The organism is Dawidia soli (genome assembly GCF_018598185.1).
In the GTDB taxonomy this organism is placed as follows: Bacteria; Bacteroidota; Bacteroidia; order Cytophagales; family Cyclobacteriaceae; genus Ohtaekwangia; species Ohtaekwangia soli.
Genome location: NZ_JAHESC010000022.1, coordinates 1 through 26,797 on the forward strand (window position 1 = coordinate 1; position 26,797 = coordinate 26,797).

21 protein-coding genes are annotated in these 26,797 nt (G+C 52.5%); 12 read left to right on the forward strand and 9 right to left on the reverse strand.

Annotated elements, in window-relative coordinates; all coding sequences use genetic code 11:
* Positions 1-126: 126 nt before the first annotated feature.
* Positions 127-612 (reverse strand): hypothetical protein, encoded by a 486-nt coding sequence (locus tag KK078_RS15575; protein ID WP_254091217.1) that lies wholly within the window; start codon positions 610-612, stop codon positions 127-129.
* A 241-nt stretch (positions 613-853) separates the two neighbouring features.
* Here KK078_RS15575 and KK078_RS15580 point away from each other — a divergent pair, with 241 nt between their 5' ends.
* The 8 genes from KK078_RS15580 (at position 854) to KK078_RS15615 (ending at position 12,963) form a co-directional block, all read left to right on the forward strand.
* Positions 854-2,842 (forward strand): sensor histidine kinase, encoded by a 1,989-nt coding sequence (locus KK078_RS15580; protein WP_254091218.1) that lies wholly within the window; start codon positions 854-856, stop codon positions 2,840-2,842.
* Positions 2,826-3,473: a response regulator transcription factor gene (locus KK078_RS15585; protein WP_254091219.1), complete on the forward strand. Its 648-nt coding sequence runs from the start codon at positions 2,826-2,828 to the stop codon at positions 3,471-3,473. The genes KK078_RS15580 and KK078_RS15585 overlap by 17 nt, the downstream gene beginning before the upstream one ends.
* 121 nt (positions 3,474-3,594) lie before the next feature.
* Positions 3,595-5,181 carry an ABC-F family ATP-binding cassette domain-containing protein gene (locus KK078_RS15590; RefSeq protein WP_254091220.1) on the forward strand — a complete coding sequence of 529 codons (1,587 nt, stop codon included), beginning with the start codon at positions 3,595-3,597 and terminating at the stop codon, positions 5,179-5,181.
* Positions 5,182-5,257: 76 nt separating this feature from the next.
* Complete coding sequence (locus tag KK078_RS15595; protein WP_254091221.1) at positions 5,258-7,612, forward strand: ABC transporter permease; 2,355 nt, start codon at positions 5,258-5,260, stop codon at positions 7,610-7,612.
* A gap of 88 nt (positions 7,613-7,700) precedes the next feature.
* Positions 7,701-8,582, forward strand: coding sequence for a hypothetical protein (locus KK078_RS15600; RefSeq protein ID WP_254091222.1), 882 nt, complete (start codon positions 7,701-7,703; stop codon positions 8,580-8,582).
* Positions 8,579-9,151, forward strand: a complete 573-nt coding sequence (locus KK078_RS15605) for a Crp/Fnr family transcriptional regulator (RefSeq protein WP_254091223.1) — start codon at positions 8,579-8,581, stop codon at positions 9,149-9,151. Before KK078_RS15600 ends, KK078_RS15605 begins: the two co-directional genes overlap by 4 nt.
* Before the next feature lie 77 nt (positions 9,152-9,228).
* Complete coding sequence (locus tag KK078_RS15610; protein ID WP_254091224.1) at positions 9,229-9,978, forward strand: SDR family oxidoreductase; 750 nt, start codon at positions 9,229-9,231, stop codon at positions 9,976-9,978.
* Between the two features lie 333 nt (positions 9,979-10,311).
* Entirely contained in the window at positions 10,312-12,963 is a 2,652-nt protein-coding gene (locus KK078_RS15615) for an ABC transporter permease (RefSeq protein WP_254091225.1), read from the forward strand.
* Between the two features lie 4 nt (positions 12,964-12,967).
* On the opposite strand, the gene KK078_RS15620 is transcribed toward KK078_RS15615, so the two are convergent.
* The gene (locus tag KK078_RS15620; protein WP_254091226.1) at positions 12,968-13,357 is read right to left on the reverse strand and encodes a VOC family protein; all 390 of its coding nucleotides are present in this window, start codon (positions 13,355-13,357) and stop codon (positions 12,968-12,970) included.
* A gap of 198 nt (positions 13,358-13,555) precedes the next feature.
* On the opposite strand from KK078_RS15620, the gene KK078_RS15625 reads away from it, so the two are divergent.
* The gene (locus KK078_RS15625; RefSeq protein WP_254091227.1) at positions 13,556-14,365 is read left to right on the forward strand and encodes a DUF393 domain-containing protein; all 810 of its coding nucleotides are present in this window, start codon (positions 13,556-13,558) and stop codon (positions 14,363-14,365) included.
* 11 nt (positions 14,366-14,376) lie between these two features.
* A complete protein-coding gene (locus KK078_RS15630) occupies positions 14,377-15,285 on the forward strand; it encodes a TIGR01777 family oxidoreductase (RefSeq protein ID WP_254091228.1) in 909 nt (302 codons plus the stop codon).
* 73 nt (positions 15,286-15,358) lie between these two features.
* Here the strand turns inward: KK078_RS15630 and KK078_RS15635 are convergent, their stop codons facing one another.
* Together KK078_RS15635 and KK078_RS15640 are read right to left on the reverse strand one after the other, a co-directional pair.
* The gene (locus KK078_RS15635; protein ID WP_254091229.1) at positions 15,359-15,865 is read right to left on the reverse strand and encodes an SRPBCC family protein; all 507 of its coding nucleotides are present in this window, start codon (positions 15,863-15,865) and stop codon (positions 15,359-15,361) included.
* The gene (locus tag KK078_RS15640; RefSeq protein ID WP_254091230.1) at positions 15,843-16,184 is read right to left on the reverse strand and encodes an ArsR/SmtB family transcription factor; all 342 of its coding nucleotides are present in this window, start codon (positions 16,182-16,184) and stop codon (positions 15,843-15,845) included. The genes KK078_RS15635 and KK078_RS15640 overlap by 23 nt, the downstream gene beginning before the upstream one ends.
* A 114-nt stretch (positions 16,185-16,298) precedes the next feature.
* Here KK078_RS15640 and KK078_RS15645 point away from each other — a divergent pair, with 114 nt between their 5' ends.
* Positions 16,299-16,904, forward strand: a complete 606-nt coding sequence (locus KK078_RS15645; protein WP_254091231.1) for a putative glycolipid-binding domain-containing protein — start codon at positions 16,299-16,301, stop codon at positions 16,902-16,904.
* A 47-nt stretch (positions 16,905-16,951) separates the two neighbouring features.
* Here KK078_RS15645 and mcrC read toward each other — a convergent pair whose 3' ends face one another.
* The 5 genes from mcrC to KK078_RS15670 all read right to left on the reverse strand — a co-directional run bounded on the left by mcrC (position 16,952) and on the right by KK078_RS15670 (position 25,907).
* Positions 16,952-17,992, reverse strand: a complete 1,041-nt coding sequence (gene mcrC, locus KK078_RS15650) for a 5-methylcytosine-specific restriction endonuclease system specificity protein McrC (RefSeq protein ID WP_254091232.1) — start codon at positions 17,990-17,992, stop codon at positions 16,952-16,954.
* Positions 17,989-19,335, reverse strand: coding sequence for an MrcB family domain-containing protein (locus KK078_RS15655; RefSeq protein WP_254091233.1), 1,347 nt, complete (start codon positions 19,333-19,335; stop codon positions 17,989-17,991). The genes mcrC and KK078_RS15655 overlap by 4 nt, the downstream gene beginning before the upstream one ends.
* A gap of 587 nt (positions 19,336-19,922) precedes the next feature.
* Positions 19,923-22,871 (reverse strand): Ig-like domain-containing protein, encoded by a 2,949-nt coding sequence (locus tag KK078_RS15660; protein WP_254091234.1) that lies wholly within the window; start codon positions 22,869-22,871, stop codon positions 19,923-19,925.
* A 318-nt stretch (positions 22,872-23,189) separates the two neighbouring features.
* The gene (locus KK078_RS15665; RefSeq protein WP_254091235.1) at positions 23,190-24,875 is read right to left on the reverse strand and encodes a hypothetical protein; all 1,686 of its coding nucleotides are present in this window, start codon (positions 24,873-24,875) and stop codon (positions 23,190-23,192) included.
* 186 nt (positions 24,876-25,061) lie between these two features.
* On the reverse strand, positions 25,062-25,907 hold the full coding sequence (locus KK078_RS15670; protein WP_254091236.1) for an SDR family oxidoreductase: 846 nt from the start codon (positions 25,905-25,907) through the stop codon (positions 25,062-25,064).
* 291 nt (positions 25,908-26,198) lie between these two features.
* On the opposite strand from KK078_RS15670, the gene KK078_RS15675 reads away from it, so the two are divergent.
* Positions 26,199-26,789 carry a sigma-70 family RNA polymerase sigma factor gene (locus tag KK078_RS15675; protein ID WP_254091237.1) on the forward strand — a complete coding sequence of 197 codons (591 nt, stop codon included), beginning with the start codon at positions 26,199-26,201 and terminating at the stop codon, positions 26,787-26,789.
* The last annotated feature ends 8 nt before the right edge of the window (positions 26,790-26,797 follow it).

The window sequence follows — 26,797 nt, forward strand, 5'->3', positions numbered from 1 at the left end:
GGGGCTCACGCCCGGAATTTACTATTTTCTTCGTACGCGGCAAGCCGCGGGGTATTTACCCGAACGTGAATAAAAAAGGAGGCGTTTTGACGCCTCCTTTCGCCGAAAATCGGCAAACCCTTACCCTTACTCCTTCAGCATGTTCGTGCCGATCATCTGGATCTTGCCGGAAATCTTGAACGTGCCCGTGTTAGCAGGATCCTCATCGCGTACCGTCACTTCGTCACTCGCCAGATCGATCCAGAACGTAAGTTTGTTATCAATGATCGATACCACATCACCCGCCACTTTCTCAACAGGCTTTGTTTGCTTGGTAACATCGATTTGGTAATAACCTTCCACCTGCGATGTGTACGTACCCGTATACTCGCGCTCAAATCCGGGATCGCCTGTAACCTTCACAGTACCCGTTGTACCGTTATGGCTCACCGTCACGCGCGCATTTTGTATATATCCCAGGCTGGTCTGCGGATCATTCACTACCTGAATATTGCCGACATAGGTACCGAGGTCTGCCCCGCCTGGCCCCGGATCGTTGCCGTCATCACTGCCACACGCCACGACACTCGTGAGCACCATACCTAAGAAGAGATTACGAACAGATGTTTTCATACGTCTAGTGAGTTTTTTGAACGCCTCAAAGTAAGGCACCCACATAACCCACATCAATCACCCGAAAGCAGCATTTTTTTCTACTGGTTTTCTGGTAGAACACATATGCTGGCGCAAGTTTGAGCGCCCAGCGTTAGCGTAGGCGCGGGAACTTGTGCCTGTAACTGACGGCAGTTTGTAACTGCCGTCAGCCTACTATCCAAAAAATTTCGTTTCTTCACAGTTCCATCTTCCAACCCTCATGCACAGAATATACCTCCTGCTCTTCTCACTAACGCTATCCCTAAGCGCATCCGCGCAAACGAGCTACTCCCTGGGCGACGAAGCCGCCTACATCACCCGCCAGGAACAGGAAGCCGCCGCCGCCCCAAACGACAGCATCAAAGCCAATGCCTATCTTAAGCTCTCGCTTCTCTACCGGCGTGTAAACGACGCCGAGAAAAGCAAAGCGGCTGTGCAACAAGGCACCGACCTCGCCAAAGGGTATCCCTTGCTGGAAGCCGCATCCTACTATTACAGATCGATCGTAGAATTTGTACCCGGCGACATTACCGCACTCGAAAAAAAGCTCATCACCAGCGACTCCTTGCTGCAACCCTTTAACAACCCGGAAGCCTACAAGCTGCGCAGCATCATCTGGAACAACTATGGCATCCTGCAACAAATGAAAGGCGATGAGAAAGGCGCGCTCGATGCGTTCGTCAACAAGGCCGTACAATATGCCATACAGTCGGGCGATCTGCTGGTCCTGGGAAAAAGCTATAAAGCCATGGCCATCATCTTCATGAACGCCAACCAGCGCGAGAAAGCAGCTACGTACATGCAACAGTCCATCGCCGCCTTGCGCCGTGCACCACTCGAAAACCCCATCAACCTGACCGAGCTGATCGAAGCCTATATCAACGCCGGCGAAAACTTTGTAAACCTGCCGGCGTACGACTCGGCACGCAACTCCCTTGACCAGGCGCGTCGGCTACTGACCCCCTACCCGGGCTCGAACCTGTACATGAGCTTTTATTTTGCAGAAGGAGTCTACCTGTATAAGACTAACCGATCCGCACAAGCCGTCATAAGCCTCGACAAGGGCATCGACCTGGCCACCAAACTTGGCGCTGTACACTCGCTGAACCGATTGACGTATGCTAAGTACAAAGCGTTATCCATCCAAAAAGAATACAAAAAGGCCGTCGTGGTGTTAGAGGAGCTGGTGCGTAGCCCACACGTATTTACCGTCGACAAACAGCTCTACTACCAGGAGCTGTATTCAACGTACGCGGCACTCGGCAACACACGCGACGCCTTTCGGTGGGCAAAGCAATACATCACCCTCAGCGACAGCCTGCACAAACAGCAGCTGCAAAAAGACATTGCCGAATTAGAGAACAAATTCAAACACGCGGAGAGCGAGCGTAAGATCACCTTGCTGCAAGCCGAGAAAGAGCGTGCTGCCACCGAATCACACAACAACCGCCTGCTGGCCGGGTTATTGGGCACCATCTCCTTATTTCTGTTTGTCAGCGTCGTACTGGGTGTAGTCCTCTATCGCCAGCGTAGCGTGCGTTACCGCCAGCAGCTGAAAGACACCGAGCAGCAACAGCAGATCCAGCTCACCCGTGCCTTGATGCAGGGCGAAGAGAAAGAGCGCAAGCGATTGGCCGCCGACCTGCACGACGGGCTCGGCGGGCAGTTAGCCGGCATCAAGATCAACCTCTCTCGCCTGGCCACCGGCACATCACATCCCGACACCCAACTGCAAAAGGTCATCGAGCAGCTCGACGTCTCGGCCAACGAGCTCCGCCGCATCGCCCGGAACATGATGCCCGAGTCGCTATTGCTCATGGGCCTCGAGCCCGCCCTGAAAGACATGTGCGATTCTCTCAGCACCGACACAATGTCTGTAAACTTCCAACCGTTCGGCATCCAGCGCGACATTCAACCCGAAGTACAAATAAATATATACCGCATCGTACAGGAACTCCTGACCAACGCCGTCCGGCATGCGCACGCCAGGGAGATCCTCGTGCAATGCAGCCAGAACGGCACGCGATTTTTTATCACGCTGGAAGACAACGGCAAGGGCTTCGATCCCGCAGCAATAATCGCCAGGCCCGGCATTGGGTTGTCAAATGCCCGCAGCCGCGTAGAATATCTCAACGGAAAGCTTGATATTACATCCGCCCCGGGCGAGGGCACCACCATAAATATTGAATTTGATGTCACAACCCGATAATACGTTGCGCATTGCCATGGTGGAAGACCACCCCGTCGTGGTCGAAGGCCTCCGCCGCATCCTGGCCCAGGAAATGCCGCACGCGGCCCTCCTGGAGTTTAACACCGGTGAAACCTTTCTGCAACATCTGCGCGAAGCACAACACCTGGTAACCCTGGCGTTACTGGACATCACATTGCCCGACACCAACGGCGTAGAGCTGTGTCAAAAAGCAAAAAATCTCTCACCCGATACCTGCGTGCTGGGATTTAGTAACCACAACGACCGGGCGCTGATCATGCAAATGTTGTCCAGCGGTGCAAGCGGGTATCTGCTGAAGAATGTCGGCGCCCCGGAGCTTATGCAATGCGTGCGCGAAGCGCTGAACGGCCAGATGGCCTTTAGCGACGAGGTAAAAAAGATCATCGCCAGGCCCTCTGCCGCACACGTCAAAGCCGTGCCACCCCTCACGAAACGCGAAAAGCAGATCCTTCGCATGATTGCCGACGGCAAGACCAGCGCCGACATTGCTGCCGAGCTGCTCGTAAGTCCGTTCACGATTGAAACGCACCGCCGTAACCTCATGCAGAAGTTTGACGTAAACAATGCCGCAGCGCTGATCCGCCTCGCAGCCCAGCTGCAACTGATTTAAGATTTTCGTATATTTGCATCACAACGAATTAACGTAAGCGTGTAGTCAGCTTTTCTTTCACCGGTCTAAAACGAAGCCCCTTTCCGGGCTTTCCTTGTTTCACTTTTTTACCGAAAAGAATATGCTTACGTTCAATCGTGTATCGTACATACACCCTAACGGCGATCGTCTGTTCGAAAACATCGATCTTGCCATTCATCCTCACGAAAAGATCGCACTCATCGGCAACAACGGCGCCGGCAAATCAACGCTATTGCAGTTGCTGGCCGGACAGCTACGCCCGGCCTCAGGCACCATCAGCCTGGAGACGAAACCTTATTATATACCGCAACACACGGGACAATTTAATGACCTTACCGTAGCAGAAGCGCTGCACGTGGACCGCCCGTTGCGGGCCCTGCAAGAGGTCATGGCCGGCCGTGCCACCGAAGAACACCTGGCCATGCTAAACGACGACTGGTTGTTGGAAGAACGCTGTCGCGACGCTTTTGCCGCCTGGGGCCTCGAAGACATTTCACTCCACCATACGATGGACACGCTAAGCGGTGGTCAAAAGACCAAAGTATTCCTGGCGGGCATTGCCATTCACCGGCCCGACATCGTTCTGCTGGACGAGCCCAGCAACCACCTCGACGCAACAAGCCGCGAGCAACTATACCGCTATATCTCCATCACGGACCACGGCCTGGTGGTCGTCAGCCACGATCAGACGTTACTCCGCTTACTGCCCCAGGTGTATGCACTGGACCGCCACGGCCTGACCCTCTACGGAGGCAACTATGACTTCTACAGCGAACAAAAGAAGATCGCCGAAGACGCACTGCAGCACGACCTGAAGAGCAAAGAAAAGGCGCTGCGCAAAGCGAAGGAAGTCGAGCGCGAATCACTGGAACGACGACAGCGCCTCGACGCCCGCGGCAAAAAGAAGCAGGAGAAAGCCGGTCTGCCCACTATCTCCATGAACACCTTCCGCAACAACGCAGAAAAAAGCACCTCGCGCATAAAGGACGCCCATGCCGACAAGGTTCAGAATATCGCCCGGGAGCTTAATACGCTTCGCCAGGAGATCCCTGACCTGGACAAAATGAAGATCGACCTGGACGACGCGAGCCTGCACCCAGGCAAGAGATTGCTGGAAGCACACGACATCAACGTCGCTTACCGGGACCGCCCGCTTTGGCGGCATCCGTTAACCTTCTCGGTGACCAGTGGCGAACGCGTGGCGATCGTCGGAGGTAACGGCTCGGGAAAGACAACATTGATCAGGATCATGCTGGGTGAGATCCAGCCGACCGCTGGTACACTGGACCGCGCCGCCGTGAGATGGGTTTACATCGATCAGGATTATTCCTGGATCGATCTGCGGTTAACAGTTTTCGAGCAGGCGCAACGCGTCAATGACAGCAAGTTGCCGGAGCACGAGATCAAAATACGCTTGAACCGATTTCTATTTTCAAAGGATGCGTGGAACAAGCCTTGTCACGCGCTGAGCGGCGGGGAAAAGATGCGGCTGATGTTATGCTGCCTCACCATCAGCGATCAGGCGCCGGATATGATCGTGTTGGACGAGCCTACCAACAACCTGGACATTCAGAATACGGCCATTTTGATCGCCGCCATGCGGGATTACCGCGGCACCCTCATCGTCGTGTCGCACGACAGGCATTTTTTGGAACAAGTACATACCGAACGCGAGATCGTAGTATAGGGAGGGATCCATGTGACTTTCCGGCCCGACCGGCATTACCGTGTTACCGCCGATCTTACCTAAACCGAGTGAGTGTATGTTAAAACAGCTTCTGACCGTTTTTTACCGCAATGCACTGCGGGCAAAAGGCACCTTCCTCATCTATGCCATCGGCTTCTCGACCGCGCTGACCGGCGTTATCCTGATCTATCTCTGGATAGCCGACGAGCTTTCGTTTGATCGATACCACACACCCCAGCTCTACCAGGCTATGTATCACCAACCCACGGCACAAGGCATTCAAACCAGTGGACAAACACCCCGCTTCCTGGCACCGGCGCTCAAAGCCGATATACCCGAGGTCGCCATGGTAGCCATCGCCACGCCACAACACTTCTTCCCCGAATTTACCCTCTCGGCCCGCGGGCAACATGTCAAAGCTACCGTCAAATTCGCCAGTGAAGACTTCTTCAGCATGTTCTCCTACCCGCTTGTAACAGGCACGCCTGAACGTGTATTGCGCGATAAATACTCCATCGTAATCTCGCAACGGTTAGCAAAGGCGTTGTTCGGAAATAACCCTCACCCTATCGGAGAATCCATTTCCTATTCGCTGTTGTCGATCCGACAAGACGTCGTCGTTTCGGGTGTATTCCAGGACCTGCCCGCCAACTCGTCTGAACCATTTGATTTCGTGCTGCCCTTTGCGCTGTTTGAAGACGTCGCAAAACCTGCTCCGCCCGACTGGAAATTCACCGAGCCATTCTCCACGTATGTGCTTCTAAAAGCCCCCGGCAACATCGATCGTATCAATCAAAAGCTTAGCCATTACATTCAGTCAAAAGACAAAGCCGCCACCAGCACGCTCTTTCTGAAACAATACACAGACAACTATCTCTACGGCCGGTATACCAACGGCAAACAAGACGGAGGACGCATTCACTATGTCATCATGTTTGGTATCATCGCCCTCTGTATCGTCACGGTCGCCAGCATCAACTTCATCAACCTTTCCACCGCACGCGCCACGCAACGGATAAAACAGATCGGCATTCAAAAAACAGTAGGGGCAAGCCGTCTTTCCCTCATGGTACAACAACTGGGCGAAACGATCTTTCTGACCTTGCTTTCCCTGGCCGTGGCGTTGGCCCTGGTTAAACTGATACTCCCGCATTTCAACATCATTACGCAAAAACACCTGGCCCTCGCACCGACGTACCGGTTTGTACTTGGCTTGATGGCCATCACGTTCACAACCGGTATACTCGCCGGCATTTACCCGGCCCTATACCTTTCGGGCATCGACCCGGCAAAGGCATTGAAAGGAAAGATCATCGGCCCACGCGCGGGAAATATGGTACGCGAGGGCCTGGTTGTTTTTCAATTTACCGCATCGATCATTTTTATCGTCGCCGTGATCATTATCTACAAACAAATCGCCTTTGTGATGTCTACGAACCTGGGGTATCAGAAAAACAACCTGTTATACTTCGACGTTGACGGCGCATTGGTACAAAAGACCGATGCGTTTCTGACCGAAGTCAAACGGCTGCCAGGCGTGGTCCAGGCTGCCGGCATGGTCGGTTATCTTACCGGCGACGGTACCGGACTACCGGGCTCATTCTCCTATAACGATAAGAAGATAACCTGCCAGGTGCTTCAGGGAACCGTCGACATGATCGAAACACTCGGGCTAACGATCAAAGAAGGCAGGGGATATTCCCGGCAACAGGATACAGGACAGGCTAATAGCCGATGGATCCTGAATGAGGCTGCGGTGGATGCCGTCGGCGAAGAACATGTCATTGGCAAGGTCGTTGACGGCCGGGAGGTCATTGGAATTGTAAAGAACTTTCACGTCCGATCATTACACGAAGCGATAAAACCCATGGCATTGGTGTTGTCGCCCACCGAAAGCATGACGCTGTGGGTGCGTATACATCCCGGACGGGAAGAACAAACCCTTGCCTCCTTGCGGAAACTCTATGCAACGTATAATCCCGGGTTTACCTTCGGCTATCATTTTATCGACCAGACCTATGCGCAACAGTATGCATCGGAGCAACGGACATCGGCCCTATCAAAATATTTTGCCGGGTTGACCATTATAATAGCATGCATGGGCTTGTTCGGTCTTGCAGTCTTCACCCTGGAGACCCGAAAAAAGGAGATCAGCATTCGCAAAGTACTGGGGTCCAGCGGGCGGGAGATAATACTACTCTTGCTGCGTAATTTTACACGGCCGGTAGGCATTGCCATTATTTTCGCCCTGCCCGTTAGCTACCTGGTGGTCCGTGCATGGCTTGCCACGTTTGCCTATACCGTTCCGCTGAGCGGTTGGTATTTCGCCATCGGGGGGCTCGTGCCCTTGGTGATTACAGGACTTACGGTAGGCTCCGTAGCCATGACCGCCGCCCGCGCCAATCCCGTACGGCACCTCCGACAGGACTAAGGCAAAAAAATATCGCGGCAATACACTATAGATGCGTGGCGTTTACTTTATTTGGAATGTTAAATCCGTTTCAAATACCCCTTAAGCCATGCCCCAACCGCGTCAAAGTTCAAAAAAAAGTATACGTAAACCTAAAACAGTCCTGGGTATACCCGGGAAGTGGGACAGTCGCGAGGCCCTTGTTGCCGCGATCCATGAGACCAACCGGGGTACTTTTGAATTTCAGGACGGCATTCTCAGGAACCTGCGCACCGGCGACTCCTACGAGGTCGTGATCCAGGACCGCAACGATGGTTTGCGCGAGTCCTTTGCCACCGCCGCCGCCTTTGACGAATACCGCCGCGTGGACGATGAATTTCTCGATGCGATAGACCAGCACACGCATATTACCTACGTTGTCGGCGAGACCGGCAGCTTTGCCACCGCCGGAGCAATTGCCGCGGCGGCCATCGCGATCCTAAATGCCGGGGGCGTAGGCATAAAGGTGGAGTCATCGGGTATAGCGTTTTCCCGGGCCGAGTGGGAGCATTGCACAGGCCGCCTGCACCCGGAAAATCAATATGCCGACGACGATGTAGACCTCATGTTGATGTTTGTGCACCCCGCCGTATACGACGGCAAGCAAACGACCTACTCCCGGGGCATGCATAACCTGGGCATGAAAGACGTGTTGATCGCTGGCCTGGAATTCGAAGGAGGCGCAGAGCTGGCGGTGGAGTTCAATACCTTCCAGGTATTAGACAAACCGGAATTCCCGGACGAAGGTTTTATATTCGAATTGGAGCTCGAAAATTCGGAAGAGAGTGCATTTGACATGCTCGCGATCTACGACCAACCACACTCCGGCGACGAGCTGTTTGAAAACCCTTACGGGCTCTGGCGCCTGAGCCCCTCCGACGAAGAGGCGTACGACGAAGAGGAAGAAGAGTACGATGACGAAGAAGACACCGATGATGGAGCCACACGATGAGAAATGAGCTGACCGCATTTCTACAACTTTTCACGGACATACCCGCAGACGACCAGGCGCTGATCGAAGCGGCCTTTACACCAAAGACGTTTGCCGAAGGTGAGATCTTGTTCGAAGGCGGGCACGTATGCCGGGAAATGTTCTTTATCCGGCGTGGGGTATCAAAGATCGTCGTGACCAACGAGAAGGGTACACGGGTTATTCATTATTTTCTCCGCCAGAATCAATTTTGCACGATCCTGGAAAGTTTTCTGCACGAGTCGGTAGCCGAAGAAGACATCGTGGCGGCATGCCCCTGTGAGGTCTTCAGCATCAGTAAGGCTGCGCTGCTGGCGCTGTACGACAAGATCTCCTACCTGGAGCAACTGATCGACCAGATACGGCAGCACGCCCTGCTCGACAAGATCCGCATACGGAACACCTACCTGGGCCACGATGCCCAGACCCGTTACAAGCTATTTTTAATGCAGCAATCTGACATCGCCCTGCAGGTGCCGCTGAGCGATGTCGCCTCTTATTTAGAGATCACCCAACAGTCCCTCAGCCGCATCCGCAAGAATCTGCGATAGTCTCTTCGTTTTTACCATTTGGTAAATCCATCCTCGCCGTGCCGACGGACCTTTGTAACAACAAACAAAGGATAAACATGAGCACATCAGACAAACAAGCCAATCGGTTTACACTGGCAGGAAAGAGAGTTATTATTCTGGGCGGCAGCGCCGGTATCGGACTGGCAGTAGCCCGGGCAGCGGCGGCAGAAGGCGCCGTAGTCGTGATCGGTTCCAGCAATCCCCAGCGCGTGGACGATGCGCTAAAAACATTACCCGCCACAGCCACCGGCTATACCGTGGACCTCTCGGCCGAAGAAGCGATTAAGGATTTCTTTGCTACCATGGGCCCGTTCGATCACCTGGTCTATACCGCCGGAGAGAACCTTCGTCTGAGCAACATCTCGGAAACCGACGTCGCTTTTGCCCGCAACTACTTTACCATACGCTACTGGGGCGCATTCCTCTCAATCAAATACGGAGCCCCCTCCCTGCGCGAAGGCGGTGCCATAACCCTCACCAGCGGAGTAGCCGCCGAACGTCCCGGCAAAGGCTGGTCACTCGGCACGTCAATCTGCAGCGCCATGGAAGGGTTCACCCGCGCCATGGCCGTAGAGCTGGCGCCCATCCGCGTGAACATTGTATCGCCAGGCATCGTGAAAACCGATCTGTGGTCAGCCATGAGCACGGAGGATCGCGAAAGCATGTACAACGCAACGGCCCATGCACTCCCGGTAAAAATGGTAGCCGGCCCGGAAGAGATTGCGCTGACATATCTGTACCTGATGAAGCAACCCTATACTACCGGCCAAACCGTGGTCGTAGACGGCGGGTGGGTGCTGGTCTAACGAAAGATTTCAACGATATTCCAGCGAAGATTAGCATAGGTCGGCCCAGGTAAAGCCAGGGTTATAGCACAGTTCCGGCACAGTTACAGCAGCCTATAGAGCGCTGCTGTATCTATGCGACAACGATAGTCGAAAGGTCCAGGGGCAGTGCCGCTGGTGTGGCTTTGCTCTGCGTAAGACCCTGACCATATCCACGTCAAATCATAGTTGTTCCCGTTTTTGGAGGTTACATGCGTGTATGCAATGTCCGGAAACGGGCTTTTTTATGGAATCACGCTTATTTACTTAACGAAAGTGAAACTAATGAATTATATTCACGTTTGCTAAGGAAATATGAGTATTCTGCCGCCCCGCTATCCCTTGAAGTTTCTGCGATGGTTTTGTCGCGAAGACTACCTCGACGAGGTAGAAGGGGATCTTACGGAGCTTTTCGAAAAACAATATGACCAGTCGCCCACGGCGACCAGATGGAAATTTGCCGGAAGCGTGATTCGCTACCTGCGCCCGGAGTATATCAAGTTCTTTCACTATCGTCGCCGTAGCCCACGGTCTTACCTCAGCCTCGCCATGATCAAAAATTACCTTACCCTCGCCTTCCGCAATCTTTCGAAGCGCGCCGCCTTCTCAAGCATCAACATTCTGGGCCTGGCCACCGGCGTGGCGGCTTGTCTGGTCATTCTTCACTATATTGATTTTGAAACCAGTTACGATCAGTTTCACTCGCGCGTTGGCTCCCTTTACCGCATTACTCGCCAGCTTCACAAAGAAGGCGAGATCATGGCCCCCAACCCCAAGACCACGTATGGGCTGGGGCCTGCCCTGGCAGACGAGCTTCCGGAGGTTGAAACGTATATCCGCACACACGACGAGGCCGGTGTCGTTCTCTACGACGCCCCGGCGGGTGAAGCGCGGGCCTTTCACGAAAACCACATGCTCGCGGTAGACTCTACCTTTCTGCGCGCATTTACATTCGCCGTAATCGATGGGAATACTGCCACTGCCCTTGACGCTCCCAACAATATTGTCATTACCCGCACCATTGCCCGGAAATACTTTGGCAACGACGAGGCCCTCGGCAAAACACTCCGCCTTGCCGGCGGCCGCCTGAAAGGAGACTATACCGTAACGGCAGTCCTGGCAGATCTACCACAAAACTCACACTTTGACTTCAACATTTTGGTTCCCATGCATAGCATGCTGAACAGCTGGCAATACAGCCACGACGACGGGTGGGGCTGGAATAACTTTCAAACATACCTGTTACTGCGCGAGAATGTCGCGCACGAAGCAGCTTTACACAAGTTACCAGACTTCTGTCATCGTTATCTGGACCCCAAGCTAAAAGAGATCAAAGGTCGCATAGAAATGAATTTGCAACCCGTGCGGGATATCCACCTGACGCCCGGTTTGCGGCACGATGTGGAAACAGTAAATCCTCAGACGTTGTATTTCTTTGGTGTAATTGGTGTCTTCATTCTTTTTATCGCCTGGATCAATTACATCAATCTGTCCACCGCCCGCGCGTTGGAACGCGCCCGCGAGGTAAGCATCAAAAAGACCATCGGCGCCTTACGCGGCGAGCTGGTGATGCAGTTTCTGGTCGAGTCTTTTGTGATCAATGCCATGGCGTTGGCATTAGCCATAGGCCTCGCGACGTTGTTAATGCCCGCGCTGGCTACCGTTGTGGGCAAAGCGCTCACGTTTAAATTCAACGATCCGCGAACCTGGGTAACGCTCAGCATATTCCTTACCGGAGGCACGCTGGCATCGGGTATATATCCGGCCTTTGTGCTGTCGTCGTTCCGCATTACACAAGGCCTGAAGGGGACCGGTCGCACGCGGCATTTCTCACTCCGGCAGGCACTGGTGGTGTTTCAGTTTGCCGCATCGCTTATTCTGATGGCGGGCACGCTGGCCGTATACCGGCAGATCGATTTCATGCAATCGCAGGACAAGGGCATGCAAACGGACCAGATGCTAATTGTTGCCGGACCGGGAACACTTCCGTGGACGGAGGCAAAGCAGCGGCTGGCCATCTTTAAAGACGAAGCACGAAAAATACCCGGCATAGGCGCTGTAGCCACTTCCGGCTCCGTGCCTGGCCAGGAACACAACTGGGGGGCCAGCATTCGCCAACGCACTGCAACACCCGGTGATGCCCAGCTCAGCAGTATTGTCTGGATCGATCCCGACTTTATTCCCACGTATAACATAGACATTATTACTGGAAAGAATTTTGATCCGGGTGTGCGTTCCAGTATGCAGTCCGTTATTATCAACGAAGCTGCGTTGTCGGCGTTAGGATTCCATACGGCAGAAGAAGCGTTGCAGCAAGAGATCCTGCTGGACCGGGATACGGCCACCGTTACAGGCGTACTGAAAAACTATCACTGGAACTCCCTGCGCGTAGCGCACGTACCGTTCCTCTTCCTTGCCGATACCATTGTACCCCGCTCCATTTCACTCCACCTCAAAGGCGGATCGATCCAGGCTACAACCGAAGCCGTAGGCGCCCTGTATAAAAAGCTGATGCCCGGTGATCCATACGAGTATCAATTCCTGGACGACTCCTTTAACACACAATATAAAAGCGACCGCCAGTTTGGCAACATCTTCGGTGTGTTTGCCGGCCTGGCGGTAGCCATCTCCTGCCTCGGTCTGTGGGGCCTTGCAGCCTATACCACCTCCCTGAAATTAAAAGAGATTGGTGTACGCAAAATACTGGGAGCCTCTGTCAACAGTATTCTGTATCTGTTGTGCCGCCAGTTCGTACTGTTGATTGCCGTAGCCGCTGTCGTGGCTATTCCCGCAGCATGGTTGGGTGTCGACCGATGGCTCCAGGGATTTGCCTATCGCATCGGGCTGCCGTGGGATCTCTTCGTGGTACCGGTTCTGGCACTCACAGGCATAACATTAGTTACCGTCAGCGTACAGGTGATCAAAGGCGCTACGATCAATCCGGTGAAAGTGCTGCGATCGGAGTAGTGTCCTATTCCCCAACCTGTGTGGACACGTACCACTGGTTTCCATCAAAGTCGGTAAAACCACCGCGACGATCGGGATCTCCTTTTTGTACAGGTTCGCCCAATGATTGACAGCCCATTTCCAGGGCTTTTTTGTAAACGGCGTCGACATCGGCAACGTACACGTGCATCATGTGCGTTATCGCCCCGTATTCTTCGGATGCCTGGCTTACCATAATAACCGAGTCGTCAATGCGCAACTCCATGTGCATGATAGTACCGTCAGGCCGGTCGAATTTGCGCAGCTCGGTGGCCTGGAACAGCTGCTGCAGCAAGGCGGCGAATTTCCGGGCATCACTCGAAATAAAGTAGGGTGAAACGGAATTGTAACCGTTGGGTTTGAAGGGTGTTTTCATGAGGATAACATACGTTTTTTTTGTGTAACATCCCAGACCACAACCTCCCCCAGTCGTCTAAGAACCTAAAAACGAAGATTTTAGCCACTTCCCTAATCATTCACTTCAGAAACTTTCAGAAAAGTCTGAAAATTCAAAACTTAGTAGTATCTTTATCGTACATATGAATGTGGCGGTCGCTGGAAATGACCGATTCTTATGAAAACGCTCGAAGATCACACCATCCTGTACGACAACGAATGTCCCCTGTGCGTAACCTATACGCGTGCTTTTGTCAGCACGGGGATGCTGGACGAAGCCGGACGCAAGTCTTATAACGAGTCTGTTGGAAAAATTGACGGCGTGGATTGGGACCGCGCCCGAAACGAAATAGCGCTGGTCAACCACCGTGATCACACCGTTGCCTACGGCGCTGACGCTATCGTAGCCGTGCTGGCAAATCGTTTTCCCGCGCTCCGGTTGTTCACACGTGTGCGGCTGTTGCGCTGGCTAATGAGTAAGCTCTATTCCTTTATATCCTACAACCGAAAGGTGGTGGCGCCGGGTAAAGTCTTTGAAGGGGCCGCTAGCTGCACCCCATCCATGCATTATGGCTACCGGTGGGCTTATATCCTGCTGACATGGTTTATTGCATCCCTGGTGCTGGCAAACTACACACGGCTGCTGGTGCCGCTGGTACCTGCTTCTACCTTTGGTCGCGAGTTCCTGGTCTGCGGCGGGCAACTTGTTTTTCAAGGCTTCGCCGTCTGGATGTTACACCGGCAACGGTTCGTACACTATCTCGGCAACATGATGACCGTTTCACTGCTGGGGGCGCTGCTGTTATTACCTGCCTTCTTTCTCCACGGTATGATTACCTCTCCCGTCCCCTATACTATTTACTTTATCACGGTCGTGGCGATCATGTTTCTGGAACACTATCGCCGTGTCAAAATACTGGAGCTGCCCTGGGTGGTATGTTTCACCTGGGTATTGTATCGCTTCATCGTCCTGGGTATCATTCTCTAATCTCTGTTTATATGAAAAAGATCGTCATTGCCGGTGGAACAGGTTTTCTCGGAAGCTGCCTGGCCCAGCATTATGAAGCCCACGGATGGGAAGTTGTTATCCTGACGCGAGGCACCACCCGTCAACAGGGCCCAGTACAGTATGTAACGTGGGATGGAAAGAATCTCGGCCCCTGGACCACAACGCTGGAGGGTGCAGAGGTCGTCGTAAATCTGAACGGACGCTCTGTCGACTGTCGCTATACGGAAGAGAACAAGCGCCTGATCTATAGCAGCCGCCTGGACGCCACGGCAATACTGGGCGCCGCCATACAGCGGGCAAAAAACCCACCCAAGGCGTGGCTTAATGCGGCCTCCGCGACAATCTATCGCCATGCTGAAGATCGCGAGATGGATGAGTATACCGGCGAGATCGGAACAGGCTTCTCCGTGGACGTTTGTCAAAAATGGGAAGCCATGTTTAATAGCGTCGACACGCCGGCTACACGCAAGATCTTATTGCGCATCGGCATTGTGCTGGGCAATCACGGCGGACCACTGCGGCCGTTAAAAATGATGGCGAAGCTTGGCGCGGGTGGCAAGCAAGGCAGTGGAAATCAATACTGCAGTTGGTTGCACGAAACAGACTTTGTCCAGATTGTAGAATTTCTGATAACACATCCGGAAACCGCCGGTGTATACAACGTCACCGCCCCGGTACCTGTTAAGAATAAGCTATTCATGCGCGCGCTTCGCCAGGCAACAGGTATACCCTTCGGGATCCCCATGCCGGCAGGGTTGCTGGAGATTGGTGCTCACATCATTCAAACCGAAACGGAATTGATACTAAAGAGCCGACGCGTTGTTCCTGCTCGTTTGCTGCAGGCAGGCTATCGCTTCCGTTTTCCGACGATCGAGCAAGCACTGGACAATCTTTGCTGACATGCACGAACACACGCACACTAAAAGAGCCCAGGGAGTTAGCCCGGGCTCTTTTTCGCGCTCGACCAGGAGCTTACCGCGCGAGGATCTTTTCCAAACGCTGCAAGGATGCTTCTGTACCCTGACGGAAGCTGTCTTTGTTCTGCTGGAAGGTATCAAGCTCTTGTTGCGTGGCGTTAAACGGTGAGCTTTCCAGCGTCAGCGTTGTTTTACCGCCTTCTTCCTCCAGGGTAACGCGCACAAAAATTTCCAGCGGCCAGGATTCAAAGAAGGGTGCTCGTGTCACGGTTCCTTTTTCGTCCGTAAACGACAGGACGAATTCGATCAGGTCATGCCGGCGAATGTTTCCGAAGGTAAATTTCGCCCACATGGGTCCCTCTTCGGTGTCCATTCTAAAACGGAAGAGTCCATCGGGTTTGAAGTCGAGGCTTAGGGCCGACACCTTAAACATGTCCGAAGGTGCCCACCACTCGGCGAGTGCATCGGCCTCTGTAAAAGCATTGAATACGGCCTCTGCCGGATAATCGTACTGACGCGTCAAGGTCAATACAGATTCTTTAGTCTGACTTGCGCTTTGCATGTTTCTTTTGTTTTTGTGTTTTCGCTAAATACTTATCCAAATTATCCAGGCGGGTGTTCCAGAACTGGCGGTATTGTTCAATCCAGTCTGACACTTCGCCCAACTGCCCAAGACTTGCGGTACAATACCGCTCGCGTCCTTGCTGCTCGATCACCACCAGGCCACACTCCGTCAACATCTTGATGTGTTTGGATATGGCAGGTCTGCTGATTGAAAAGTGATCCGCAACAGCGTTTAAGTTCAATTTCTGGTATGCCAGCATACCAATGATCTCCCGCCGGGTGGGATCGGCAATGGCTTGAAATACGTCTCTGCGCATATAATTCTGATCTGTAACAAATTCGTTACAAATAAACGCGTAACTAATTTGTTACGCAATAACACGGGCATATTTTTTTACGTTTATTCTTTAGACACCTAAAATTTACACGCCATGTATCCACAACCGACATTCATTTGGTATGCCACGGATTATCATACCACCGAGAATTTTTCGTTAAGCGTATCGGGTACACCCGTAGCAAAGGGCCTTATTATTGGCGAAGCAGATGGCCAGGCTGTACATATCGAATATGAAGTTCAGGTCGACGCACAGTGGCACGTGAGCCATGCGATCGTGAAAAAAAATGGCACGTTGTTCCTCAACATCAGCCGAAAACACGATGGCCGATGGTTTGACAACCATGGCCAGCACCTAACCCGCTTCGACGACTGCATCGACATCGATCTTTCGCTAACACCCTTTACCAATACGCTTCCCATTAAACGACTGGGCTTGCAAAATCAGCAATCGGCAGATATTCATGTTCTCTACATCGACCTTATTGGCGACGACATATATCCTGCCCCGCAGCGTTATACCCGCATGGGCGATCATCATTATCACTTTGAGACATTAGACCAGGAGTTTCACGCCGATCTGGTTACTGACGACGAAGGGTGGGTGGTCTATTATTCCGGGCTTTGGGAACGTGTATTCCCCTTACAAACTTCGTTTGCTCGGGAACGCGACGCACTGCTATCCGCACGTCTGTCCTAATGCACCGCATGACTAACCCCGTTGCCGATGATATCCGGCCGTAGTATTTAACGAATGATGCGGTTGAGCAAGTCAGATTCCAGCTCGGTCCATGGCTTGCGGAGATCGATCGTTCGGAAACTGATGGTTTGTCCGCGAACCCGAAAAGTTTGATCAAAATCGACGGTCACGGTGGGATAAAGCAGCACGCCCTCTACCCGCCGGCCGGCGTTGGCGTCGTTTAACAGGTTGCTTACGTAGGCGTGTACCTGAAAAAAATGCGCAGACCGAAACTTCTCCTGGTCATAACGCGACACCATAGCTTCTTTGTAATACTTGGCATCGATCACCAGCTTCCGCTCCACATTTGTGAGTGTCACATCGGTTTTCATCCTGGGTAGAAATTCCAGCGATGAATCACCGATCGGCACAGCCTGCCAGGTAATATATTCGGATGCCACGGTATAGCGATTGCCAACCTCATGCCGATAAAAGTTGTAAATGAATTTCTCGAAGAGCGCCGCCATCTTCTCCTCATCGCGGACAAAGTCCCGGAATGTCCACTGTCCTTTGGTCTCGTCAAACAAGAGGTTTTCGTGCAGAACGCGTGCGACGTTTAGCAGGAATTTGTAAAAACTATTATTGCGATGTAATACGACTTTGGAGAAGTCGCGCGAGGTAATGCGTATGTCGTCTACGTCGTGGAATCGTTGATATAACGGGCGCAAGAGATCGTAATTACGCGAATCCAACGAGGTGTAGCGCAACAGCTGGTGTACGGTGGCTTTGAGCAACTGGTTTTGAAGTACATTGTGTGTTAGCTCATCGCATTCGCAATAGGCGCGCCCCAGGGTCAGGCTATTGTGTTTTAACGACTGCGTGAGCTGGAACTTACCCTTCACACCGCGGTACTCTTCTACAGACGACCGATAGCTTCGATCCAGGCCACGCTTGAATAAAAAGCGCAGCCCGTTTACCAAAACACGGGCGAAGAGATTCGGCAGATCTTTGAACTTCTGTGCGTTTACCGCTACCAGGTCGCGTTCTTCCAGTTTATCCCATGCATAGCACAACAGGTAATAAATATTCTGAATTGGGATCTCTTTCATGACATGAGGATCTCGATAGCTTTGTTCACCTTGGCCACATCGTCAAACCAGTATTCCTGCAGCAAGGGTTTGATCTCATTTTCGATGATGGAGCGGTAGGTGGGCACCAAGGGTTGTTCCAGATCGGTGAAGTAGGCGTGGCCGATGAGGAAGCCACTGCCCAGAGTAACGTCTGTTGTAATCATGTGGTTTACCTCATCCAGCTTTCGCACCAGGCTGTGAATAAAATCCTCTGGAAGCGAATTGCCTCTCAGTACTGCAATGAACCGATCGGAATAGCTCGGCTCCAGCGATACAAAAGCAAAACGTCGCCGAAGGGCAAAGTCCACCAGGGCCAGCGATCGGTCGGCGGTGTTCATGGTGCCGATGACGTAGAGATTGGCCGGGATATAAAATCGTTCGCTGCTGTTGGCGGCATAGATCAGGGGGACGGCAAACGCTGCGCCGCGTTTGTCGTGTTCGAGGAGCATCATCAATTCACCAAAGATCTTGCCCAGGTTACCACGGTTTATTTCGTCGATGATAAACACGTATTCATTCTCCGGATCTTCTTGTGCCCGTCTGCAGAACTCATAAAAGACACCGTTCTTTAATGTAAAGCCCCCTGCGCCCAGGGGGCGATAGCCCTGAACGAAGTCTTCGTAACTGTAGGACTGATGGAACTGGATCGTTTCGATGAACCGGTTATTCTTACGATTCATAAGCAGGTAGGCCAGGCGTTTCGCCACAAACGTCTTCCCCACGCCAGGAGGCCCCTGCAGGATAAGGTTCTTTTTCCGCCTTAGCAGGTGGATGATATCGTCTACCTGTTTTGATTCCAGGAAAATCTCATGGTATACCTCATCGCGAAAGGCTATGTCTTCGTGCTCGATCTCATACATGCTTGTCGCCTCATGAAGCGCTGATACTTCCGGCAAGTCCTTATATTCTTTTAGCAAGCTATCAAGATCCGCATTGATCTGTGAAAAGTCTAACGGCTTGTCTGTATCGTATACCGCCTTGACGAGCGAAGCTCCGTACTTATCAGGCGTCTCGTTTAGATTTTCCTTAAACCATGATAAGATGGTGGGTCTTGCCTGGGTGTTGGGCCATGACTGCGGCGGCGCGTTAGGGTCGCTTACACCATACGCCAGCGCTAACTTTTTAACGCGACGATAGTACAGGAACGTTGGATAGATCCCATTTTGAATGGTGTTGTCCTCGTCGGTAAACGCCACCCAGGGCACTTTGGCCTGATTGCCCTTTCCGAAGCTGACATGTAAACGCAAACCTCTATGCTCTTTGGGATAATTTGTCGTAGTTAAATCCTTCGTCTGGGCCTGCTCCAGGAATTGTCTTAGCAAAACAGGTATGTTTGCGTGAGGATTTATACCGAGTGTATCCCGAACCTGATTAACATACGATTTACTTGCCGTGACATTCACCAGGTGCCTGTGCATTCTTGTTTCTCTAACGTCCCACTCCCCTTTCCTCATCCAGTTCACTTTACGTATGTGCTTATGATCCTCCCGCTCTTCCTCGTACCGATATTCAGAAGTAACAATACCGTATCCTAAAATGGCACTCCGTTTACCCCGCACCATAATAACATCGCCAGTCCTTACCCGGCGATAAAAATCCCAATACGCATCACTCTCCTTCTCATATCGCGGCCGATCGGGATACATATTTCGCAAATCCAGAGAAGATAAAAAATTCCGCAAATCACCGAGATCATCAAAAGGCAATCCAATAATACCTTCCCGATAGAATTCATTCCATTTTTCAATATTGTCGTCTATCTTATAAAGCCAATATTGCCTGGAATTGGAGTTTGCCGGGCCTTCACCTCCCTGATCCGCAGGCCTCCTCCACTTACTAACATCTTTCATGACATCATACCCTCCGAAAAATCTAAATTATGAAAATTCAGAATATTAAATACCCGTCATTATCTCACAATAAGAATTCTTTCTTTATACTGTCCGTTCTCCAACTTCAATAGCAGAACGTACAAGCCTCCGCTCAACGATGAGACATTCACGGCAAGGGTATGTCCCTGCCACTCCCAGTCAGCATTCGAGTGCGTGATGCCCCGGCTGTCGACAAATCCTATTCCGAGAGGCGTTTGCACGTTCGTACCCAGATTGATAAACAAAATATCCTTCGCCGGCACCGGGTAGGCTCGCGGCGTGGCCCGGTGTTCATCCTCTTCATTATTGACAATCGTACCTCGGGTTACAAATAGCGTGGTCACTCCGGAAGATGTGCTCGTGTTCCCGGCGCTGTCCGTTGCTTGTAATGTCAGCGTATGTTTCCCTACGTACAACGCTTCCGCATGCTGATAGTCCCAACCTCCGACGGCATCGGCGACGGTCGTGCCGATCGCGTTTCCGTCCATGCTGATAAGGACACGGGAACCGGCCTCTGAAGTACCGGCCATAACCAGTATATCTCCTTCGATAGTGCTATTGTGAGCAGGTATCATTATCTGAGGCGGTGCCGGTGGTATTCCATCGATGGACAGATAACTTGTGCCTTTCAATGAGGACGCAGTTCCCGGCATCGGTAGTACTACCGTCGCATCGGTGGCTAAGGAGTCCCGAAGCAGCGCGCCGTTCAGTAATAATGCTTGCCTACCGGCATACTCCAACCGCGGCGTGATATCTCCTGCCTGCACGGTGTAGTCGAATAACAATTGCGGTGTGCCGGATCCTCCCTGATAGGCCGCCTGACTGCCTTCGCCCGCCTCCAGGCCGAGCGTGGGAACTCCCTGGGATACCCACACCGAATGATTAAACTGCACCGCGAGTGTGATGTGATCACCCGCTTTATAAAGCCCATCGGGCGACAGTGCGGTTACACGCATGATCACGGCCGGCGTTGCTGCAATCTTTATATGAATCGCGCCTGTGACTATCTGCGGACCACCCTCGCCTACGTTGCCCAGGTCGTTTGTTGTAACGGTAATGACGGCTGCGCCCGACCTTGTGGGCCGGAAAGCCAACGCTGTCAAGGCCGCGTTGATACTATCCAGTCTACCTGTCAGAACCAACGAGGAAACTCCTGCCCCTATCTCTCCACCCGAAATCGGGCTAACAACCAACACCCCCCCGGTAGCAGCGATTGTGACCGATATGCGGGCGTCGCCTGCATCCACGTCATGTATGCGGATGGCTTTCGTCCCCGTAAGTACTAGTAGCTCGTTCTCCTTCATTGTCTGATCACCGGGAAGGCTATTGACCGGCGCATCATTCACAGGTATTATGGCAACGGACTTGCTGACGGCAGCTTGTTGTGCGCCGCCGCTTCCTGTATTCCCGAGATCATTGATCACCACCCGGATGGATTGTCCGCTGGTAGCATCTTTCACGGGAGTATACATCAGGCCTTGTTCCTTCAACCAGGTGTTGATAGAAGATATCGGGCCTGTGATATTAATGATCCGGCTGCCCGTGCGCACAATGGACAACCCGGGGGGTAACGTTCCGGCTGTCATTGCGCTCCCCGTCTGAATCGCCTCGAATGTTACCCGTACGGGATTATTACCGGCGTCCGGATCGGCGAAGGAAATATCGCTTAGTGGCGTGGGAGTATCTTCCCGGGCCGATAATATTGCCGGCAGGAATACAGCGGGTCTGTTGTTCGCATTCGTGACCGTAATGACTACCGCGGCGGTATCACATTGCATGCTCCCGTCGCACACCTGATACAATAGTCGTTCAATGCCTTCCTGGTTGCTGCGTGAGATATACGAGAACGTGCTTTCATCGGCGAGGTGGACCAATTTGCCCCACGTTGGTTCTGTCAGGAACGTGGCTTGCAGCACATCCTTATCATAGTTTATAACATTTTGCAAAAGATCACTGGTCAGCCACGTGGTGTCAGGCACCGCAAGGATGATGTCGGGAACATAGGGCGGGTAGTCGACGTCGGCCACGGCAATTGTTACTATACTCTCAGCACATGCATTATCGGTATCGCATGCTTTGTACCGAAAGGTGTCATCGCCATGATAATCCGCTGCCGGATGATACAGGAATGTTCCGTTAGGATAGAATGTCAATGTTCCATGCTCAGGTGATGACACTAACGAGGCGGTAAGGACAATACCCGAGCCACTGTTGGGGTCTGTATCATTGCCCAGTACTCCGTTCCCGACGCTGCCAATGAACAAACCCTGATGCTCTTTTAAAGGATAATGGTCGGGTATGGGTTGCGGGGCTTCGTTCTCACCTCCGACCTGAAAGGTTATCGTCTCCGAAACACACACGCCCCAGTTGTCGCAGTTTGTATAGGTGGCCGTATAGGTACCTGTTGTCCCCGGTTGCGGTGTATAGTGCACACTGCCGTCGCGGCCGACCACAACGTGCCCAACCGGCGTATCGCGGGTGAGCTTTGCTTCAAACGGTCGCTTGTCGGGGTGATAATCGTTCTTCAACACACCGGGTGCTGGAATGACAAGCGATGTCTGACCTTCTGAAACGCGGTAATAATCGCTCGTGGCGACGGGCGCCGGACGAGGCATGAGTATCTCGATCCAGACCACCGATGTAGTGCTGACGGATCCGTATCCGTCGCTTACGGCTACCTGGATGTTGCGAGGCGCCACGGTTGGGTTAACAGTATTTACGTTTGTATAGGCCAGGCTTCGTATTACGGCCGTGATACTGGCGGCCGTGGCTCTTTCATTAAAGCGAACCGTGAGGCTGCTCCAGGCCAGGGCGGGCTGGTAGGTCCCCACGACGACGCCTTTATAAAGTACCTTGCGGCCTTGCAAGGTGATTCCTTCGCCGGACGTTACCGGACGAATTAACAGGCTATCCTCGCCGGGAACACCCAGCGTGATGACTGCCGTAAGCAGTGCCCGGTTAAAGTCGGGAGCAGTACCGGCCAGCACGGTGGCATTACTGTTTAAATCTATTCCTACCGTACTACCGATTTTGGGGTAACGAACATTGTCTGCATGTAACGACCGAATAATCGGGGGTGTATAGGGTGTTGCCCGTAATAATGGGAAATACGCAATAAAAAGACACAATAGCGCCGTGCGCCTGCGAATGAACAAAGAAATCATACACAAGTTAAGATTAGAATGATTGAAACTATATAATTCAACTATCGGGGCGCTCCGGAGGCGCCTATAGCTGCCAACTTTTTGAAAGATCGTACGCCAAGTATAGTGAGAATATTTTAGAATACAACGACCGGTTAAAAATTATATACCTGTAGAGAGGGTATATTCGGCATCAAAGCGGACTAAATACAGGTTTTTATCCTGCAGGCGCTGGCAGAGTTCGGCCAATGTATCTTCCCGAAAAATAATCCCTGTGCGTTTACCCAGTTTCTGCATAACCCGGGTATCATATATATTGAGCGCATTGGCCAGGCTGATAAAACTCAACAGATCGAGCAGCACTTCGTCGTTACCGAGCACGGCATCAAAGCCGTGGTCTTTCATCAGGGCTTTTACCCCGTCTAACTCAGCGGGTACACACGAGGCTGACAGCGTGAGCCGGTATAGACCATTCAGTTCTAACGCAAATTTCTTGAGCGTACTGGCGTGCAGGGCCGCCATCGGGGCATTTGTCTCGCGGAGAACATCTAGCGCAATCTTAACAATACCGGAATTATCGGGGTCGTTGTGACCATCGAGCGCGAAATGATCGAGGAACACTTTTTCGTCCAGCAGCTCCCAGTTGGCCAGAAAATGACTGTATAATAATTTCTCTTCTGCTAAAAATATCAAACAGGTATTAAACGGTACCTGCATGACCCGGTAGTTACGCAAAACACCTTTTGCCTTGATCGGCGGGTAGTTGCCTGGATTGGGTAACGTCATGGCCAGTCGATAACCCAGGCCGTCTACTACGATGTCGGGCATTTGGCTTTCGGGGCCGGCCGATGGAAGCGGTGTATAGAACAATACCCGGTCATCGCGTGTGATCTCGATGTAGGCCTCACGGCTAAACAGCTGGAAATACTTGCGTTGAAAGAACCGGCTCTGGGTAACAGCCTCGCCGTGCTGGATCAGATCGGTGTATAACGCGCGGTGTAACGCGAGCCCTGCTTGTTGATCAGCATCGGTGGTAAACATATTCAGGCAATGAACCACACGGCCGGGATCGGCAACGTCCTGTTCAAACTGGTCGATGACATCGGGCGGCAACATGCGCAACTGCCCGATGCGACTGTTAAAGTATCCGGCGAGGGACGCTGGAATGTCTTCTGGTCGTGTGTTGGGATGAAGTGTGGCGTTGAACCAGCCGATGTCGTTAAAGAAGAAGTTGACGATGAAGTTGAGAAACACGTTGGGATCCCAGAACTTTTTGTTCTTGTCCGCCAGCATGCCTTGTATACTTTTGACAAACAGATAACCTTGCAGCGTGGGGCTTTTGATCGCATCCAACGGCTGCCGCAACAGTTCGCTTTTGTGCTGTATGCCCCCCAATCCCCCCAGGCGTTGGGCTTGCAGGAAAGTAAGATATTCTTGCTCTGTCTGTTCAATGCCGGCTTGTTGCATCTGCTCCAGGGTGAGGCCCGAGTAGGCCATGGCCATAAATGCCAGATGTCCCGGCCCAGCTTGCGTGGGCGTAGGATAAGAGTCGTAGGTGGCGAAGCGCGCGAGTCCTTCGGTAAGCGGCTCAAAGAGCTGTTGTAGCACGTGCAGACGCACGCTGTTAGCAACGAGGTCGGCTTTGTCGCCGGCCAGCAGCACGTCGGCGTTGAGAATGCTGCCGGCACTGCGCGCGGCTATCCTGCGAACAAAAAAGAACAACTGTCCCCAAAGGGTGTTGTGGCACCAATGCCGCGTGCTTTCTTGCACAACAGAAGAATGAGTGGCCGAGGGATACTGTTGCCCGAGGTACAGGTTGGCAAGGTCTGCGGTGTTACTGCTGGTCAAGATGGCGCGCCGTTAAAAAAGGGTCCATTACTAAATTAGCCGTATTTGCAGTCCGTTTAACAGTACAACAAAAAATATTTTTCAACGGTTGCTTCCTTCGCCACCGTTCTGGAACTGTATAGTTGACATGGATGGGTAAAAAAAGCCCCGGCGCTGTGTCGGGCGCCAGGGCTTCTGAAGGACAATCTATTTGTCCAGGTTTGTGGCTGTTGCCAGGTCGCGGACAGCTTCCATCTCTTTCCTCACTTTCTCTATTTTCTTCTCGACCATGTCGTAGGCGTCCGGCCCCAGGAACAGGTGCAGCACCGGCTCGGCTTGCTCGGCCACACGAATCAGCACCTCGGCGGCTTTGACGGGATCGCCGGCCTGATTGCCGTTTATGCTGCCTTCATGCAATGATTGCATTTTGCGCACCGCCTTGTAATCCTCGATGGGATGCTGCGGCACTACCAGCGATGAAGATTCCAGGAAGTTCGTACGGAAGTAGCCGGGCGACACAACGGTAGCGCGGATGCCGAACTCTTTTATCTCATCCTCAAGCGCCTCTGTAAAGCCGTGCATGGCAAACTTGGTAGAGCAATAGATACCGAAGCCGGCAAAGCCCCCGGTAAAGCCAGCGACCGAAGCGATGTTAAAGATGTGACCCGATCGCTGTGCACGGAGATGCGGCAAGGCCTGGCGAATGACGTTCAGTGCGCCGAATACGTTCACGTCAAAGTTCGCGCGTGCCTCGGCATCGCTCAACTCTTCAAGACCACCTGCTAAGCCATAACCGGCATTGTTCACCACGACATCTATCTGACCGAACCTGGCGCGCGTGGCATCGATCGCCTGACGTACGCTATCTTCTTTCAACAGATCGACCTCCAGTGGCAAAAAGGCATCTGCACGCCCCTGCGGCACGGCCGCTTTGAGCTCGGCCAGCTTACGCGACGTAGCCGCTACCTGGTAGCCCTTGTGTAATAATGCATGCACCAACGCGAGCCCTAATCCTTTAGAGGCTCCTGTTACAAACCATACTTTTGTTTTCATGTTCTTTTTAAATGTTTTAGTGTTACCACGGCAGCTGCTTTGGTGATTCAAAGGTAGCGGGCCGGGTGCGGGGCGGCCTTGCGGCAATGAAAGGGATACTTGCAGAATTCAAACCGCCTGTGTTAGGGATAAAATGTCGGGCTGGAAAAATACCCCTGCGGCGCTCACTATTACTGCCGGGCAGGCAGATGGCAGAAAATGGTTTAATCTTAGGAGGATCGGATAAAAGAGTATTTATTTAGGTGCCGAAAGGCCCTGGGGCTATTAGAAGATTATTAAATGCGGCTGAATATGGATATGGACTCTGCATCCGGCAACGAGATGCCCGCGCGCTGGCTTGACCTGTATGGTGACTATCTCTATTCATTGGCCTTTACGAGGGTGAGCCACCGCGAGACGGCGGAAGACCTGGTGCAGGAAACGCTTGTGGCGGCCATTCAGGCACACGGCTCCTTTCGTCAGCAAAGCTCTGTAAAGACCTGGCTTACCTCGATCCTAACACACAAAATCATCGATCACTACCGCAAAAGAGATGTTTTGAAAAACACGGTTGAGTACCTGGCCGGGACAGAGGACGGCTTTACAGAACATTTTTTTGAGAAGGACAACGGCCACTGGCTGGATGCCAGTGCGCCCGAGCCGTGGCACGAGGGTGCTGACGCCACGATCGATCAGCAAGAGTTTCAGCAGGTTATGCAACAGTGCATTCAAAAAATGCCACCTCGGCTGGTACCCGTCTTTATTGCTCGTTTCCTGGAAGATCAGGATGCGGACTCGATCTGTAAGGATCACGCACTTTCTTCGTCTAATTATTGGGTCATTCTGCACCGGGCTAAAGTATTGATACGAAGCTGTCTGGAAAAGAACTGGTTCTTACGATAAGGCAACTC

Bases quoted from the DNA above. Each gene is read 5' to 3' on its own strand.
- KK078_RS15575 (WP_254091217.1), bottom strand. From the start codon at position 612: ATGAAAACATCTGTTCGTAATCTCTTCTTAGGTATGGTGCTCACGAGT.
- KK078_RS15580 (WP_254091218.1), top strand. From the start codon at position 854: ATGCACAGAATATACCTCCTGCTCTTCTCACTAACGCTATCCCTAAGC.
- KK078_RS15585 (WP_254091219.1), top strand. From the start codon at position 2,826: ATGTCACAACCCGATAATACGTTGCGCATTGCCATGGTGGAAGACCAC.
- KK078_RS15590 (WP_254091220.1), top strand. From the start codon at position 3,595: ATGCTTACGTTCAATCGTGTATCGTACATACACCCTAACGGCGATCGT.
- KK078_RS15595 (WP_254091221.1), top strand. From the start codon at position 5,258: ATGTTAAAACAGCTTCTGACCGTTTTTTACCGCAATGCACTGCGGGCA.
- KK078_RS15600 (WP_254091222.1), top strand. From the start codon at position 7,701: ATGCCCCAACCGCGTCAAAGTTCAAAAAAAAGTATACGTAAACCTAAA.
- KK078_RS15605 (WP_254091223.1), top strand. From the start codon at position 8,579: ATGAGAAATGAGCTGACCGCATTTCTACAACTTTTCACGGACATACCC.
- KK078_RS15610 (WP_254091224.1), top strand. From the start codon at position 9,229: ATGAGCACATCAGACAAACAAGCCAATCGGTTTACACTGGCAGGAAAG.
- KK078_RS15615 (WP_254091225.1), top strand. From the start codon at position 10,312: ATGAGTATTCTGCCGCCCCGCTATCCCTTGAAGTTTCTGCGATGGTTT.
- KK078_RS15620 (WP_254091226.1), bottom strand. From the start codon at position 13,357: ATGAAAACACCCTTCAAACCCAACGGTTACAATTCCGTTTCACCCTAC.
- KK078_RS15625 (WP_254091227.1), top strand. From the start codon at position 13,556: ATGAAAACGCTCGAAGATCACACCATCCTGTACGACAACGAATGTCCC.
- KK078_RS15630 (WP_254091228.1), top strand. From the start codon at position 14,377: ATGAAAAAGATCGTCATTGCCGGTGGAACAGGTTTTCTCGGAAGCTGC.
- KK078_RS15635 (WP_254091229.1), bottom strand. From the start codon at position 15,865: ATGCAAAGCGCAAGTCAGACTAAAGAATCTGTATTGACCTTGACGCGT.
- KK078_RS15640 (WP_254091230.1), bottom strand. From the start codon at position 16,184: ATGCGCAGAGACGTATTTCAAGCCATTGCCGATCCCACCCGGCGGGAG.
- KK078_RS15645 (WP_254091231.1), top strand. From the start codon at position 16,299: ATGTATCCACAACCGACATTCATTTGGTATGCCACGGATTATCATACC.
- mcrC (WP_254091232.1), bottom strand. From the start codon at position 17,992: ATGAAAGAGATCCCAATTCAGAATATTTATTACCTGTTGTGCTATGCA.
- KK078_RS15670 (WP_254091236.1), bottom strand. From the start codon at position 25,907: ATGAAAACAAAAGTATGGTTTGTAACAGGAGCCTCTAAAGGATTAGGG.
- KK078_RS15675 (WP_254091237.1), top strand. From the start codon at position 26,199: ATGGATATGGACTCTGCATCCGGCAACGAGATGCCCGCGCGCTGGCTT.